This is a genomic window from Bradyrhizobium sp. USDA 376 (assembly GCF_054063675.1).
Genome location: NZ_JBSSGN010000001.1, coordinates 7,163,160 through 7,178,074 on the forward strand (window position 1 = coordinate 7,163,160; position 14,915 = coordinate 7,178,074).

General features: G+C 66.0%; 17 protein-coding genes. 4 read left to right on the plus strand and 13 right to left on the minus strand.

Annotation, left to right across the window (positions count from 1 at the left end):
* Positions 1-96: 96 nt before the first annotated feature.
* A complete protein-coding gene (locus tag ACVJ19_RS33490) occupies positions 97-1,941 on the plus strand; it encodes a serine hydrolase (RefSeq protein WP_453953359.1) in 1,845 nt (614 codons plus the stop codon).
* Positions 1,942-2,159: 218 nt separating this feature from the next.
* On the opposite strand, the gene ACVJ19_RS33495 is transcribed toward ACVJ19_RS33490, so the two are convergent.
* The 4 genes from ACVJ19_RS33495 to ACVJ19_RS33510 all read right to left on the minus strand — a co-directional run bounded on the left by ACVJ19_RS33495 (position 2,160) and on the right by ACVJ19_RS33510 (position 5,955).
* Positions 2,160-2,885: a DnaJ domain-containing protein gene (locus ACVJ19_RS33495; protein WP_453953360.1), complete on the minus strand. Its 726-nt coding sequence runs from the start codon at positions 2,883-2,885 to the stop codon at positions 2,160-2,162.
* A gap of 73 nt (positions 2,886-2,958) precedes the next feature.
* A complete protein-coding gene (locus ACVJ19_RS33500; protein WP_453953361.1) occupies positions 2,959-3,705 on the minus strand; it encodes a VWA domain-containing protein in 747 nt (248 codons plus the stop codon).
* Between the two features lie 123 nt (positions 3,706-3,828).
* Positions 3,829-4,689: an alpha/beta fold hydrolase gene (locus ACVJ19_RS33505; RefSeq protein WP_453953362.1), complete on the minus strand. Its 861-nt coding sequence runs from the start codon at positions 4,687-4,689 to the stop codon at positions 3,829-3,831.
* Between the two features lie 342 nt (positions 4,690-5,031).
* On the minus strand, positions 5,032-5,955 hold the full coding sequence (locus tag ACVJ19_RS33510; RefSeq protein WP_453953363.1) for a division plane positioning ATPase MipZ: 924 nt from the start codon (positions 5,953-5,955) through the stop codon (positions 5,032-5,034).
* 282 nt (positions 5,956-6,237) lie between these two features.
* On the opposite strand from ACVJ19_RS33510, the gene panC reads away from it, so the two are divergent.
* Positions 6,238-7,089 (plus strand): pantoate--beta-alanine ligase, encoded by an 852-nt coding sequence (gene panC / locus ACVJ19_RS33515; protein ID WP_453953364.1) that lies wholly within the window; start codon positions 6,238-6,240, stop codon positions 7,087-7,089.
* Between the two features lie 104 nt (positions 7,090-7,193).
* Here panC and ACVJ19_RS33520 read toward each other — a convergent pair whose 3' ends face one another.
* From ACVJ19_RS33520 to ACVJ19_RS33540, 5 genes are all read right to left on the minus strand, one after another.
* Positions 7,194-7,634, minus strand: coding sequence for a DUF1489 family protein (locus tag ACVJ19_RS33520; protein ID WP_453953365.1), 441 nt, complete (start codon positions 7,632-7,634; stop codon positions 7,194-7,196).
* Between the two features lie 42 nt (positions 7,635-7,676).
* Complete coding sequence (locus ACVJ19_RS33525; RefSeq protein ID WP_453953366.1) at positions 7,677-8,678, minus strand: hypothetical protein; 1,002 nt, start codon at positions 8,676-8,678, stop codon at positions 7,677-7,679.
* Positions 8,679-8,834: 156 nt separating this feature from the next.
* Positions 8,835-9,038: a hypothetical protein gene (locus tag ACVJ19_RS33530; protein ID WP_453953367.1), complete on the minus strand. Its 204-nt coding sequence runs from the start codon at positions 9,036-9,038 to the stop codon at positions 8,835-8,837.
* Between the two features lie 188 nt (positions 9,039-9,226).
* On the minus strand, positions 9,227-9,595 hold the full coding sequence (locus tag ACVJ19_RS33535) for a YidB family protein (protein ID WP_453953368.1): 369 nt from the start codon (positions 9,593-9,595) through the stop codon (positions 9,227-9,229).
* A gap of 79 nt (positions 9,596-9,674) precedes the next feature.
* On the minus strand, positions 9,675-10,349 hold the full coding sequence (locus ACVJ19_RS33540) for a glutathione S-transferase family protein (protein WP_453953369.1): 675 nt from the start codon (positions 10,347-10,349) through the stop codon (positions 9,675-9,677).
* A 123-nt stretch (positions 10,350-10,472) separates the two neighbouring features.
* Between ACVJ19_RS33540 and ACVJ19_RS33545 the strand changes: the two genes are divergently transcribed.
* A complete protein-coding gene (locus tag ACVJ19_RS33545) occupies positions 10,473-11,195 on the plus strand; it encodes a DUF599 domain-containing protein (protein ID WP_453953370.1) in 723 nt (240 codons plus the stop codon).
* Between the two features lie 44 nt (positions 11,196-11,239).
* On the opposite strand, the gene ACVJ19_RS33550 is transcribed toward ACVJ19_RS33545, so the two are convergent.
* A complete protein-coding gene (locus ACVJ19_RS33550) occupies positions 11,240-11,434 on the minus strand; it encodes a hypothetical protein (RefSeq protein WP_453953371.1) in 195 nt (64 codons plus the stop codon).
* 249 nt (positions 11,435-11,683) lie between these two features.
* On the opposite strand from ACVJ19_RS33550, the gene ACVJ19_RS33555 reads away from it, so the two are divergent.
* Positions 11,684-12,121: a hypothetical protein gene (locus ACVJ19_RS33555; RefSeq protein WP_453953372.1), complete on the plus strand. Its 438-nt coding sequence runs from the start codon at positions 11,684-11,686 to the stop codon at positions 12,119-12,121.
* 436 nt (positions 12,122-12,557) lie between these two features.
* Here the strand turns inward: ACVJ19_RS33555 and ACVJ19_RS33560 are convergent, their stop codons facing one another.
* From ACVJ19_RS33560 to ACVJ19_RS33570, 3 genes are all read right to left on the minus strand, one after another.
* A complete protein-coding gene (locus ACVJ19_RS33560; RefSeq protein ID WP_453953373.1) occupies positions 12,558-13,529 on the minus strand; it encodes a hypothetical protein in 972 nt (323 codons plus the stop codon).
* Positions 13,530-13,578: 49 nt separating this feature from the next.
* Complete coding sequence (locus ACVJ19_RS33565) at positions 13,579-14,397, minus strand: aldo/keto reductase (protein WP_453953374.1); 819 nt, start codon at positions 14,395-14,397, stop codon at positions 13,579-13,581.
* 146 nt (positions 14,398-14,543) lie between these two features.
* A complete protein-coding gene (locus ACVJ19_RS33570) occupies positions 14,544-14,846 on the minus strand; it encodes a helix-turn-helix domain-containing protein (RefSeq protein WP_453953375.1) in 303 nt (100 codons plus the stop codon).
* Positions 14,847-14,915: the final 69 nt, after the last annotated feature.

Below are 14,915 nucleotides of genomic sequence, written 5' to 3' on the forward strand. Positions count from 1 at the left end.
CGGAGGGACAGCCTGAGCAGGTAATGATCCCGGGTCCCATGGGCACAATTTCGCCTCACGGGCCGGTGATCAAGTCAGAAACGGGGACGGGGTTCCATGCTTCGTAAAAACTTGTCTTCCTCGCGCTTGGCGCGGGTTGGCGTTTTCGGGCTTCTTACGGTCACCACCGCAGTCATCTTCACCACCGATGCTGCCGAGGCGCGGCGCCACCGGCGCCACTACGCGCACCACCGGGTGCAGCGCGATGTGTCCGAGAGCTCCAGCCCGAAATTCGCGTCCATCATCGTCGACGGCAATTCCGGCGCGGTACTCCAGTCGAACAGCCCGGACGGAATCCGCCACCCCGCCTCGCTCACCAAGATCATGACGCTCTATCTGCTGTTCGAGCGTCTCGAGTCCGGCAAGATGAAGCTCGACACCGAGATGCCGGTGTCCCGGCACGCCGCCGATCAGGATCCGACCAAGCTGAACCTGCGCGCCGGCCAGACCATCCGCGTCGAGGACGCGATCAAGGGTCTCGTCACCCGCTCCGCCAACGACGCCGCCGTGGTCATCGCGGAAGCGATTGCCGGAGATGAAGACGACTTCGCCCAGATGATGACGCGCAAGGCGCGCTCGCTCGGCATGTCCCGGACGGTCTACCGCAACGCCAACGGCCTTCCCAACGACGAGCAGGTCACGACCGCGCGCGACCAGGCGACGCTCGGCCGCGCCATCCAGGAGCGCTTCCCGCGCTACTATCGCTATTTCGCGACCTCGACGTTCAACTGGCGCGGACAGTCGATCCGGAACCACAATCACCTGCTGGGCAATGTCGAGGGCGTGGACGGCATCAAGACCGGCTACACCCGCGCCTCCGGCTTCAACCTCGTCACCTCGATGCGGCGCGGCAACCGCCACCTGATCGGCGTGGTGCTGGGCGGCCGCAGCGGCGGCTCGCGCGATGCCATCATGCGCAACCTGCTCGCGGAGAACCTCGACAAGGGCGCGACCACGCACACCGTTGCCGCAGTCACCGAACGCAATGGTGCTGACGCCTCGGCCGAGGTCGCCGATGCCTCGGATACGCCGGCCCGCCCCGCCCCGCAGGTCCAGGCTGCAGCCGCCCCGGCTCCCGAGGCTGCCCCGTCTCGCCTCGCTGCGCGCCTGTCGACGCTCGCCGCAGCGACGGCCGCGGTGCCGCCGTCCCCGCCCAAGCCTGAAGCCAGCAAGCCCGAGGTACGGCCGACCGAATCCAGGATCGAACCCGCGCCGCTCACCAATGGCGTGATCTCGAGCCAGCCGCTCTCGATCATCCCCGGCTCGTCCGAGCCGATGAAGCCGGTCCGGGTCAAGACCGTCCAGGTCAAGGCCGGCGCCGTCAAGGTCGCCTCCGCAGCCCCGGCTCCGGTTGCGCCGCAGGTCACGAGCACGATTGCCTCCCGCTCCGACGTCGCGGAAACCTCCGGCGCCGTCGTCGCCCGCGCCGATCTGATCAACAAGCCCGAGCCCCAGAGCCAGCCGGAAGCGCCGAAGGCGGAAGTCGCCCGTACCGAGCTGCCGCGCCAGCCGGCCGGCTTCGGCACGGGTAACGGCATCCTCGGCGTGCTGCCGGCCGCGCCCGCGCCTGTCCCGGCCGCTCCGAAGCTTGCGTCCGCCGATCCGGCGCCGCAGCCGATCCAGATGAGTGCCACCACCAAGCCGGCCGTCACCCACAGCGGCTGGATCGTCCAGGTCGGCGCACTCGAGAGCGAGAACGAAGCCCAGCAGCGCATCGACGCCGCGCGCAATTCGGCCCGCGGCCTGCTCAGCAAGGCCGATCCGTTCACCGAGCCGGTTGTCGCCAAGGACAATCGCAAGCTCTACCGCGCCCGCTTCGCCGGGCTCGAGCGTGACCAGGCCGAAGCCGTCTGCCGCGCCCTGAAGCGCGCCGACATCTCCTGCATCACGGTCCGCAACTGATCGTCTGCACCGCTCCAATCAAAATGCCCGCGCCTTGCGCGGGCATTTTTGTTTTGGGGATCCGGCAATGCCAGTTCCGCGACAACCTCTCGTCAACAATTTACGGTTAAATTTTTACTCAAGGGATCGACCACGCCGACAAGGGCGGGCATCGGGGCGACGACAGACAGAGCAAGCGGAGTTCACGCGGTACGGGCGTTTGTAGCGTGGTGCCGGAGTTAGCCGTTATGCGTGCGAAGCAGAGTATCCTTGGCCTCGTTTACCCGGGCAGCGAGATACGTCGAGCCCCCCTGATCGGGATGGAGTTTCTTCATCAGGGATTTGTGGGCCCGGCTGATGTCGTCACGCCCCGCCCCCGGCTGCAAGCCAAGGATCTGATAGGCCTCCTCCGCCGTCATTTTGCCACTCGCCGCCGTGCGGCGCTGCCGCCCTGCCGCATCGCCCTGCGCGTTCTGACGCCAAGCGGGAAACCGGCGGTCCAGATAGCTTTCAAGTAAGGCCACGCTCTCAGCGTCGAACGCCGGGACCATCGCCAAGAGGCCCGCGAGATCGAACTCGTCGAGGTCGCGTCCGGCATGAGGGCCGGCGACGATCCGGCCTCCGAGCTGGCCGGAATCGTGGTCGAGGCGCATGTCGAGGAATTGCGAGCGCACGCGCGAGGCCTGCCCGGACGCTGGCGCAGCGCCGCCGCCAAACAGCCCGCCGATGTTGCCGAAGCCGGCGTTCGCCAGTGGCGTCCAGCCGAGCAGCCCGGCGCCGAAGATTCCGAGCGGAATTGCCACGGCCAGCTCGCCCCGCAAGCCCGTGAACGCCGCGACCGCGAGCGCCAGCACGCCGCCGCCAAACCTGATGGTGCGCGCCAGCACCGCCGGATTGGCGGAGCGGAACATCTGGAGCAGCAGATAAAGCGTGATAACGGCGACGGCGCCGGCGATCAGTGTCATGGCTGGAATATAGTCGGCCTTGCGACAAAATGCATGGCGTCCGCCTCCCGCGCAGCAGGCGCCAGCCTGAGCCCTACTTCATCTGGCCGATCAGCTTGGCCGCGCCGCTCGTGGTCGTCGCCAGCTGCAGCAGCGCCTCGCGGCCACCGACGGCATAGGCGGCAGCCGCACGCAACAGCTCGCGCAGCTGCGCCGCAGCGCCGGGATCGAACCGGCACCAGGCGCCACCGGTCAGGCGCGCAATCTCGCGAAACGCCTTTTCCGCCACGGCATCGCGGCCTTCCTGAAACAGGAAGACAGGCACCTTGAGCATGCCGAGCTCGCCGGCCTTGGCGCAGAGCTCGTCGACCTGCTCCTCCATGGCGTCGCCGACGAAGACGACGGCACGCACGCCGGATGCGACTGCCTCGCGCCGTGCCTCGCTCAGCACCTTGCCGATCTGGGTGTCGCCACCGCGACAATCGATCTTGCTCATCAGCGCCGCCAGTTTGGTGCTGTCGGAGATCCAGCCTGAGGTGCGGCACTCGTTGAAGCCACGATAGTAGACCAGGCGGATGTCGAGACTGCCGAGCGCCGCGGTCTCACGAAACATGTCGGCCTGGAGCGCGCAGGCCATGTCCCAGGTCGGCTGCCGGCTCATCGTCGCATCCAGCGCGAAGATCAGCCGCCCCTTCGCGCCGGGCGCATGCGGCGACAGCGCCCGCGCCTTGGCGACGAAGGCGGCAATGTCCTCCGAGGTCGACGTGCCGGCCTGCGGCACCGCGCCGCCGGCCTTCGTCGAAACGGCATCACCGCGCGGCTTGATGGGTTCGCCCGACATCGCTGCTCACACAAGCGTGGGCGACTAATGTGGTTAGCGCAGGCAGCCCGGTCAATGTGCAAAGCCTCCGCGGGCGGGCGCCGGCGGAGGCCTTGAAATCCATGCTGATGATGAAGGAAGGCGTCAGCTCTTGGCAGGTGCCATCAGGGCGACCGGACCGGGCTCGAGGATCTTGGGCGGGGACGATTGCGTGTCGACCGGCGCCAACTCGCTGTCCGTCGCGCTCAGGAACCTGTCGAGCATGCTCTGGATCGAGTTCTTGGCCGCATCCGGGCCGGTGTCGCGCATATCGTTGTGCTGGAATTCGGTCTTCACGACCTGGATGCCCGCCTTCTCGCACTCCTCGTCCGTCGGGATCACGCCCGCATCGGCCTTGAACTGCGGGTCGGTGGAGCGGAACGACAGGATCTTGAACTTGCCGGCCGTGACGAAGGGCACGCGCAGATTGTCGAGCGTGACGACCTTCTTGACCTCATCCGGATACTGCTTGGCGAAATACATGGTGATGTCGCCGCCCATGGAGTGGCCGACCATCGTCACCTTGTCGTAGTCGGCGTTGGGCTGAACCTTCTTCATCTCCTGCATGGCGAGATGGATGTTGGCGACGCCGCGCAGGATCTGCGGCAGCCGGCCGACATAGAGCTCGCCCGGCTTGGTCACCATCGGAGGATCGGTCGGCAGGTCATGCTGCGGGCTGACAACCATGTAGCCGCGCGCAGCGAAGATGTTGGCGAGGAAGGCGTACTCGGTGTTCTTGACGGTATTGCCGTGATTGATCACGGCGACCGGCAGCGTGATCATGCCGGCAGTGGCCTGCATTTCCTTGTCGCGGCGGACCGCGATATCGACGGGCACGGGACGATTGTCGCGCGAAGCGTCGTAGAAGGTGATGGTCTCGTGCTTGATCGCCCACTTGCTCGCCGTGAAATAGGCGATGCCGCAGAGGGCACTGACCGAAACCAGAACGGCAATTCCACGCTTCATTTTCGTCCTCAGCCTCAGGCTCTTACGGCCTGAATCCCTGTTGAAAATCGTGTTCTTCCGAGGCTCTTCGGCCCCTGGTCGCCTATTCCCTAATATATGTCACAGCCGCGTGACAGGAAGGCTAAATATTGTGAACCGTCAGCCCTTTCATTGTGCGGCGCACTCGTTTCTTGAGCATCCCGTTCTCATCCGGCTACGTCAGGGTGCAGGTCACCATCCGACGCAACCGGTCACGATGGGGTTCAATTTCGCAGTAAATATGCGGTGAAACGCCCGAGCGCCGGCTTGGTTCCGGCAGGAACCGATCCCTGGATCGACCGGAAGTAGCGATATACCGCCGCCTCAGGCGCCGAGGATGTCGTGAACCTCGAGCGGCTTGTCGACCTGGCTGAACCATTCGGCGCGATTTGCCGCACGGCGGCGGCCGCGCTCGTCGAGCGGCAGCTTGAGCTGGCGGAGCAGGCTCGTCACCTCCTCCCGCGCAGTGAGATGGCCGAGGTTGGGCCGCATACCCAGCGTGGCCTCGTCGATCTCGTCGAGGGCGGCCAGGCCGCGCGGGAAGAATTCGCGGTAGACGACGCGCTCGGCGAAGCCGTCGACATAGCGGAAGCCGAGCCGCAGCGACAAATCCTTCAGCCCCTCGGCGACGAGCTGCTTGTTGCGGGAGCCGAGCATGGACAGGCGGTTGCGCACCACGATCCAGTCGGTGGTCGAGCCGTCGAGCTGGCGGCGCTTGCGCCTGACGTCCCGCACCATCTCGGCATAGTGACTCTCGCCCGTCACGGCGTAGTTGGCGGGATCGACGGTGCCGAGCACGTCGAAATCGAGGAAGCTGTCGTTGATCGGCGTGACCAGCGTGTCCGCCATCGAATGGGCCAGCCGCATCAGGTAGCTGTCGGTGCCGGGCGTATCGATGACGATGAAATCGAAGCTGCTCTCGACCGCCGACACCGCCTCCATGAACTGCTGGAACTCGGAGTTCTCGTTCTCGGCAATCTGCATGGTCTCGCCGAGCCTGATGCAGCGATGCACCGGCAGCTCGAGGTCGAGCTTGGTGCGGCGGGCCCAGGCGGCGCGGTTGTGGATGTAGCGGGTGAAGCTTTGCTGGCGGCAGTCGAGGTCGATGGTGGCGACGCGCTGACCGGCCTTCAGGAGCGCAACGGCGATGTGCAAGGCGGTGGTCGATTTGCCGGAGCCGCCCTTCTCGTTGCCGAGCACGACCACATGCGCCGAGCCTGACTGGCCTTGGCTAGCTTGCACGAGCATAGCGATCCTCAACACCCCTAACGAATATCTTCAAGTTGGCCGCGTCTGCGGTCAAGTGAAATGCGTGACAGATAATGCAAATCGCAGCGCGCCGTGCTTCATCATGAATCGCGGCGCCATCCCTCGTCTGTGATCCAGCCCACAATGTCGCGACATCGCGTGGCTTTGCGCGGGATGCTGTGCCGCATCCGTGTGCATGGCGTCCACGACTGCCGATTGTTAAGGTTAGCCGGCGAGGCGCCGAGCCGTTCGCCGCTGATTCCCAAACCCCGTCGAGTCCTGATGTCGTCAAGTCCCCTGATCGCCCGCACGGTCCCCGCGCTCCGGCGCGCCGTCGACAATCTTCGCAAGCGAAAGGCCACGATCGCGCTGGTCCCGACCATGGGGGCGCTCCATGACGGGCATGTGTCGCTGGTGCGTCTCGCCAAGCGGCGGGCCAGCCGCGTCGTGGTGTCGATCTTCGTCAACCCGACCCAGTTCGCTCCGACCGAGGACTTCGGTGCCTATCCGCGCACCTGGAAATCTGACATCGCCAAGCTCGCGGCAGAGGACGCCGACATTGTCTGGCATCCCGGCATCGAGGCCATGTACCCGGAGGGCTTTGCCACCCGCATCGTGCCAGAGGGGCCGGCGCTCGCCGGCCTCGAGGACCGTTTCCGGCCGCACTTCTTCGGCGGCGTCGCCACCGTCGTCGGCAAGCTGTTCACGCAATGCCGCCCGGATTTTGCGATCTTCGGCGAGAAGGACTTTCAGCAATTGCGCGTGGTGACGCAGATGGCGCGCGACCTCGACCTCGACGTGAAGGTGATCGGCTCCCGCACCGTGCGCGAGCGCGACGGGCTCGCGATGTCCTCGCGCAACGTCTACCTCTCGACGGAGGAGCGGCAGACCGCGACCACGCTCTACCGCGCCATGAAGGAAAGCGCCGGCCGCATCCGCGGCGGCGAAGCCATCGCGCCCGCGATGGCGCGCGGCGCCGAGATGATCAAGGCGGCGGGCTTTGCCCTCGACTATTACGAGGCCCGCCATGCCGCGACGCTGGCACCGGTCACCTCGCGCAAGGACGGCCCGTTGCGGATCCTGGTCGCAGCCAAGCTTGGCACCACCCGGCTGATCGACAATATCGCGGTCTAAAGCGCGATGACGACATCGCGCTTCAGGTTATTGTTAGAGCATGATCTTTGCGGAAAACCGCTGCGCACTTTGCGCTAACGCGGCCCTTCGGGTCCGGATCATGCTCAGAGCAATCCGAGATCGCGCAGCTCGCGCCGCATCGGCTCCGGCATGGCCGCGATCGAGCCGGCGGCGGACTTGCCGAGATCGGCCGGCACCGAATCCTCGGTGAGATAGCGCCAGCCCTGGAACGGGCGCATCGGCCGCGGCGAAACCGGGATCACCTTCGGCTGCATCACGATCCGGCAGCGTCCGATGCCGTCCTTGTCGCGGAACGGCTCGATACCGATGATCTTTTCGCGTGCGGCGATCTCGCCCTTGATGACCCAATAGAGCGACCCGCCGGCGAGGATCTCGGCATCGCGCTTGGGCACCATGCGGGTGATGTGGATGTGATGTTGCGGCAGACCCTTCTTCTTGGCGGTCTGCATCCGTTCAGCCACCCACTCCTTCAATTCCTTGACGGAGTCGCAGCCGACGGCGAGCTTGATCAGATGGAGTGGCATGCTCCAGCATTAGCCGGGCGGCCACGCATTTGAAATGCCGAACTACTCGTTATCCGCAGCCGCGGGCGCCGGTGCCGAGGGCGGCGGCGCGATCGGAACCGGCGCTGCAGCGGGAGGACGCGCGGCCTTCGGCGCCGGCGGCTTCTTGGCGGCCGGTGCTGCGGGAGCTGCGGCCTGCGCCGAGGTCGCGGCCGGCGCGCGCGGTGCCGCCGGCGCAGCGCCAGCGGCAGGCGCCGCCTGGCGCGTCGCCGCAGTGGGCGGCTCCGGATTCATGATGCTCACCGGAGGCGTCGACGAGGCGCTCGGGAACTCCGCATTGGTCGGCTTGCCCGTCGGCATCGACGGCGGCAATCCCGCCAGCGCCGCAGTGGCAGGCATTGCCGACCCCGGCGCCGCCGCGGGCGCATTCCAGGTCGGCGCGTAGCGTGCGACCAGCGTGTCGTAGAGATGGGAATCCATGTTGGCGGCGACCTGCTGCTGATCGGTCAGCGAGCGGAAGGCGGCACAATCGAACTGCGTGCAGCCGTCGCGTGCGACCAGCACCTGCGCGACGAGGCCGTAGCGATCGCGCTCCAGCGACTTGCGCAGCACCTTCATGTCGAGCGTCAGGCTCTTCTCGGCGGTCGCGGCATCGCCGAGCGCGGTGAGCCGGTCGATCCTGGCCGCGGTGTAGGCGACGGCCGCCGCCGCTGTGTCGGGTGCACCGAACAGCGCCTTCTCGCAGCCCGCGGCCACGGCATCACCGGCGAGCCCGTCGAGACAAGACAGCGCCGGCAGGCTCGCGGTGATCGCGGCCTGCGCGCGCGATTCGGTCGGCGCGTCCTGCCCCTCCGGTCCATAGATGCGTACCGTGGCAGCCCCCGCGATCACGATGGACAGCAGCGTAATCACCGTCAGCGCGCCGTTGGCGACCGACCTCTCAGCGCGCAGTAGTGTGATCAACAGGATCAATCCGAAGAAGGCGGCGGCCGCCAGCGTCATCCACATCGGGAGGGCCGGCGAGCGCCAGGTTTGGTCGAGCGAAGTGGCCCATGCCCAGTTCATGCGCGACGTCCCCTCACGCGAGCAGCGAGCGAATGGTCAAAGCGAGCACCGCGAGTCGGCAACTGCCCCCGCCCACCTTGTGAAGGCGAAGCGGGCCTTTTGACGGCGAGCGGAGCAGATTCGTCCGCGACAGCAATGGGCGGGGTCGGCGGCGCGTCAGGACTGCGCCAGCTGACTTTCCTTGGCGACCCGTTCAAACGCCTCGGTCGAGCTCTTGATCCGGTACTGGCAGTCGTCGCCGTCCGTCGGCAGCAGGCGGATGACCTCATACGAGCCGCTGGCAGCGGGGCGCGCGACGTTGCTGGCCGTGAACAAGACGCGCGTTCCAACGGGGAATTTGTGCTTCAACACCCTCTCCATTAACTCAAACAACGCCTGCCTCGCCCATGGTCCCACTGCGATGGCCGGCCGGAAACCCGGGTGCTGTATAGCATGCATGCGGCGTTTTTGACCAGCCTCATGCAAGCCTGCCGAACACACAAATTTTGAAGTCTTTTCAGGACGATAACGGGAACCGTGGCCCACTTTGATCCCGCTGGAACCGGGCCCTAGGCGGTATGGGGCAGATGCCCCTGTGGGCTGGCCTGATCTACGGCCTTGGGAAGCTCCTGGGCGAGGATCTCACCCAACTGGTCGACCGGGATGTTGAAGCGTGCGGCGAGCTGGCGGACGGTGTCGTTGCCGAGCACGGCGCGGAGCTGGTCGGCCGAGATCGGCAGGTTCTGTCCGTTGCCAAGCCAGGATTTGACCTGGTCGCCGAGGCCCGCCTGTTGGAGTTTTGCGACGATCGCGCGGAGGCCGCCCTGATTGTTGCTGCCGAGCACTTCGTTCAGCACGGCCGGCAGCACGGCGGCACCGAGCTGACCGAGCGCGCTGCGGAGCGCGGGATTGTTTTCCAGCGAGTCCAGGATTCCCATGGCGTGCCCTCTCCTCAGCCGTAGTCGCCTTGTGACTGAGCGCCGCTATCCGTCAAGCCGCGCCCAATCACAATCAAGCTCACGCGTCCTCGAACCTCGCGATGACGAGCGTTTCGGCGATGCCTTCGCGGGTCCATTCCTGGAACGCCGGCAGCGCCATCATCGTCTCCATGTAAGCCTTCGTATCCGGCGCGACGTCGATCGCATAGGTGCGGAAGCGGTGCACGACCGGGGCATACATCGCATCCGCCGCGCCGAAGCGGCCGAACAGGAACGGTCCGTTCGACGGTCCCTTGGCGCCATAGCGCGCGCGGCACTCGCGCCAGATTTCCTCGATGCGCGCGACGTTGGCCTTCGCATCGGCCGACAGCGCCACGGCGCGGATCGGACGGTGCAGGTTCATGCCGCATTCGCTGCGCAGCGGCACGAAGCCTGAATGCATCTCGGCGCAGACCGAACGGGCATGGGCGCGCGCCGCGGCGTCGTCGGGCCACAGCTTCTTCTCCGGGTAACGCTCGGCAATGTATTCGATGATGGCGAGCGAATCCCACACCGTAACGTCGCCATCGACCAGCACGGGCACCTTGCCGGCGCGGCTGAAGGACAAGATCTGCTCCTTGTCGGCGGGATTGTCGGTGTAGAGCGGGATTACGGTCTCCACGAACGGGATATCGTTCGCGCGCAGCGCGAGCCAGGGCCGCATCGACCATGACGAGTAGTTCTTGTTGCCGATCGCGAGCTTGAGCGTTGCCATGTCACCAGTCCTTCCCGAGACGTCTTGAAGCGAGCTGCTTTTAACGCCATCGCCTGCCGCCAATCAATCGTTGCTGCGCCCGGCCATGCGTGGCAATCGTTGCGATCCCCAAGGGAGCAAGACATGAGCAGGCACTGGGTCGACATCACGGCGGTCGGCTTCTTCATCATCGAATGGCTGGCCTATGCCCTGACGCTGGAACACTCGGCCTATGGCCGCGACAGCCTGTCGGCGCGCATGAACCGCTATCGTGAGGTCTGGGTGCGCCGCCTGCTCGACCGCGAGACGCGCATGGTCGACATGCAGATCATGGCCTCGCTCCAGAACGGCACCGCCTTCTTCGCCTCCACCAGCCTGTTCGCACTCGGCGGCGCGCTGGCGCTGCTGCACGCCACCAACGACGCGATCACGATTCTGAGCAAGCTGCCGGTCGACCTCAGTACCTCGCCGGCGATGTGGGAGCTGAAATGCGTCGGCCTCGTGCTGATCTGCGTCTACGCCTTCTTCAAGTTCGCCTGGGCCTATCGCCTGTTCAACTATGTCGCGATCCTGTTCGGCGGCATGCCGCCCGCCTCGCAAGCCGACACGCCTGCGGCCGAAGCCCATGTCATGCGCACCACGCGCCTGTTCGAATCCGCCGGCCGCCACTTCAACCGCGGCCAGCGCGCCTTCTTCTTCGCGCTCGGCTATCTCGGCTGGTTCGTCAGTCCCTGGGTGCTGTTCGTGACCACGGCAGCCGTGGTGGTCGTGACCTGGCGACGGCAGTTCGCATCCAGCGCCTGGGCGGCGATGGCGCCGGAGGGGCTCGCGGCGGATAGCGAGGAGGCACGGAAGCGCGGTCATTGATCGCCACTTCGTGTCTACGCCCCGTCGGCGCGATATATGCCGGGTTACTTCCTACGAATCGTCCCCGAGCGGCAATCGAGCCGGGCCACAGGCCGATCCATCTGCCAGAGCTCCACGTCGCGGCCGTCGACGAGCCGCTCCGCGGAGCTGATCGCGGCTTCATCGTCGACGCAATCCATCTGGATCATTCTGATTGGACGGTCGTGCAGTCCTATGATCAGTGCACGATAGGCAGACATCTTTGATCTCCCGACAATGCGCGATGACGCGCGCTCACCACAACGTGTCGCTGACGGCATTTGAATTCGATGGGGATCGCATCGCCTGTTTCTAGGCGCGGCATAAGCACGGGACCGCGCGCCGTGGAGGCCAGTCCTATGCCGCTCCTATGCAATCGCGATCGTGCCTATCTCGAAATCATACCGGACCCGGCACCATATCCGCTCCGCCGCGCAACCTCGGGCGGCGTAGCGAACTTGGTGAGAATGATGTCTACCTCAGGGATCAGCGACAGGATCATCGATCCGATGATGGCCATCGCGAACTGCTCGACGCGGCAGCGCATCGTCGTGGTCGGCGCAAAGAGCATGGAATTGATGATGGAATTGCATCGCCGCGGCTATCGGCTGGCGACGGCGGCAGGCAATTGCGGCCTCCCGGCAGGTCAATATGAGGTCGCGCTCGTGGACTGGCGGCGACGCACACTCCACGCGCTCGATGCGACGATGGATTGGCTCGACGATTTCCTCAGCCCCCGCGCCGCGCTGGTGATCTGGCTCGATGCGCAAAGGGCGACCGCGAAGGAAGCACTCCGTGCCGCCGTGACGAAGCGCGGCTTCATCGTCCTGCAAGGCGCCGAGCATCCCTGCGGCAGCGTGCTTCTGGCGCGACGTTCGCAGGCCCTCCCCGTCCAGCAGGCGGCGTAAGCACGCGCAGCCGCCAAAACGCCTCGAAGAACCGATCATGCTGAAATCGAAGATACGACGCGCAGTCATTCGCGAGTGGATGGCTCTTGCGCCCGAGCGGAGACAGTCCGCTGCGCAGGCGCACGCCTTTGCACGGAGCGCAACCGAAAGGCACAGCCTGCCACGCAGCCGGCGAACGCCGCATGGCGTGATCATGGCATGGCTGAAGCCGCGCACGGGGCGCCCCTAAAGCATGATCCGGAAAAGTGCGAAGCGGTTTTCCGGAAAGATCATGCGCAAACAACAACCTAAAGCGCGATGACGATTCATCCAAATCTCATCGCGCTTTAGGCCACGAGGCTCGCATGGTGGGTCTGGCCGCCTTCATCTGGCTCGCGAACCACAGCGCGTAGCCCGTCGCCCGGACGACGCTGCGCCCATCCGGGCTGCGGGCGTGCTACCCGCCGAAATCCCGCGGGCTGAACGGCAGGTCGAGCACCTTCCATTCCTCGTATTTGTCGGCCGGCAGCATCTTGTAGGGCTGGCAGGCCTGCAGCGCGGCCATCGCCGACTTCACGATGGCCACGCCCTTGGCGGATGGCGGGGCCGCCATGAGAATCGGCTCGCGCGCCAGCGTGCCGTCGGTGGCGAACACCGTGCGCAGCTTGATGTTGACGTTGTCAGTAGGGTCGACTCCGGCCGGCAGCTTGGCGCAGCTTCTCAAATGACGGCGAAGTGCCGCGATGACTTCGGCCGGCAGCTTGGCTGCAATTGAATCCTTGGCGTCACCGCCATCGTCCTTGGGGGCGTCTTTCGGCAGCTCGGTCGGCAATTCGGGCGGCAGCCCGAGCATGACACCGTACTTGACGGTGACGTCAGGCTCCGGCGGCTGATAGGCCGGCGGCGGCGCGGCCTGTGGCTGCTGCATCGCCTGTGGCGGCGGCTGCATCGGCTGGGGCTGCGATTGCGGCAGTGGCTGCGGCGGCGGCAGTTGCGACGGCTGGGCCTGCGGTTGCGTCGGCTGTGGCTGTTGGGCCTGCGGCTGCGCGGTGGCCTCACGTTGCTTCGGCGCCTGCGAGGGCTGCGGCTGTTTCTGCTCCGGTTCGGGCGACGCCTTCTGCTGCGATGATTGCGACGCGGCCTGCTGCTTCGACGCCGTTTCCGCCTTGTCGGTCAAATCCAGCTTCGGCAGCTTCAGGTCGGGGAGCGGCTCCGGCGGCTTCTCCTTTGCCTCTTCCTTGGCCTTCTCCTCTGCCTTGGCCTCCTCCTGCTTCACCTGCTCCGGCGTGACGATGTCGACCGAAACGGTCTCGGGCGCTGCGGCGTGGAACGGATGGACCTCGCTGATCACGATGATCAGCGCCACCAGCGTCAGATGCGCGAGCGCCGACGCTGCAATGTCCGTCCGTATGATCTTCCGCAGTTCCATCGCCCGGTCTTGGGTTGTCGCCCTGCTGTTAGCATACCGCGGTCCCCCCTCAATCCCATTTCGGAGCGAAGCCGAAATCGGTCAGGCGGCCCTTGGGGCTGGCCAGCGCGGCGATCTGCGTCATCTCGTCGTCCGAGAGCTCGAAATCGAAGATATCGATGTTCTCCGACAGGCGTTCGACGCGCGAGGTGCGCGGGATCGCAGCGACATTCTGTTGCACCAGCCAGCGCAGACAGACCTGCGCCGGGCTCTTGCGATGCGCGCGGCCGATCGTGGCGAGCCTCTGGTCGGACTTGATGCGGCCCTTGGCGATGGGACTGTAGGCGACCAGCCCGAGGCCGTGCTGGTCGCAGGCCGCCCTCACCTTCGCCTGGTCGAGATAAGGATGGTATTCGACCTGGTTGCAGACCAGCGGCTCGCCCGACAGCGCGACCGCCTGCTCCATCAGCGCCACCGTGAAGTTGGAGACGCCGATGTGGCGGGTCAGCCCCATGCGCTTGGCATGCGACAGCGCGCCAAGCGTCTCCACCAGTGGCACGTGCGGATTGGGCCAGTGCAGCAGCAGCAGATCGACGCAGGGAAACCGCAGGCGCGCGAGGCTCTCCTTGACCGAGCGCTCGAGATCGTGGGGCGCGAAATGATTGGTCCAGACTTTTGTCGTGAGGAAGATGTCGTCGCGGCGCACGCCGGAGGAGCGCAAGCCGTCGCCGACCTCGCGCTCGTTGTCATAGACCTGGGCGGTGTCGATGTGGCGATAGCCGAGCCGCAGCGCCTGCTCGACCACGCGGGCGCAGGTGCGCCCTTCCAATTCCCAGGTCCCGAGCCCGATCGCCGGGATCCTTGCGCCACTGGCCTCGACGAACAGCATGAGGAATCCTCTCTGTTACGCAGCCCCGGCCGACATTATGGACCTCGCCCGTGATGGTTGCCAACGGACCTCGGTGCCAGCGGGACGGATATTCAGGGCAATGCTAACAGGAGGTTCGCAGCCAGCCGTGACGTCAGGCCTCGATGTCAGACCTTGGCGAGCGCCTGGAACACGGTGTCGGGCGCATGCGCGATCACCGCGAGCAGCGCACGGGCCGGCCCGCGCGGGGCGCGCTTGCCCTGCTCCCAGTTGCGGATGGTCTCGACGGGAACGCCGAGTTTTGCCGCGAACTCCATCTGGGTCAGGCAGGCGCGGCGCCGCAAGTCGCGCACCGCGAGCGAGCTTGCGTCAGCCGGCACAGCATTGGCCGCAGGCTGGACCGGAAACTCCTGCCCGTCCCGCAACTCGACGATCCGCCCGTCCGCCTTCAGCCGCAACCGCATGTCCATTCCCCCAAGCACGGGCGATGATGCGGCAGGTCGCTTAAGTTCGGATTAAAGATGATGGCCTCGTGCCCC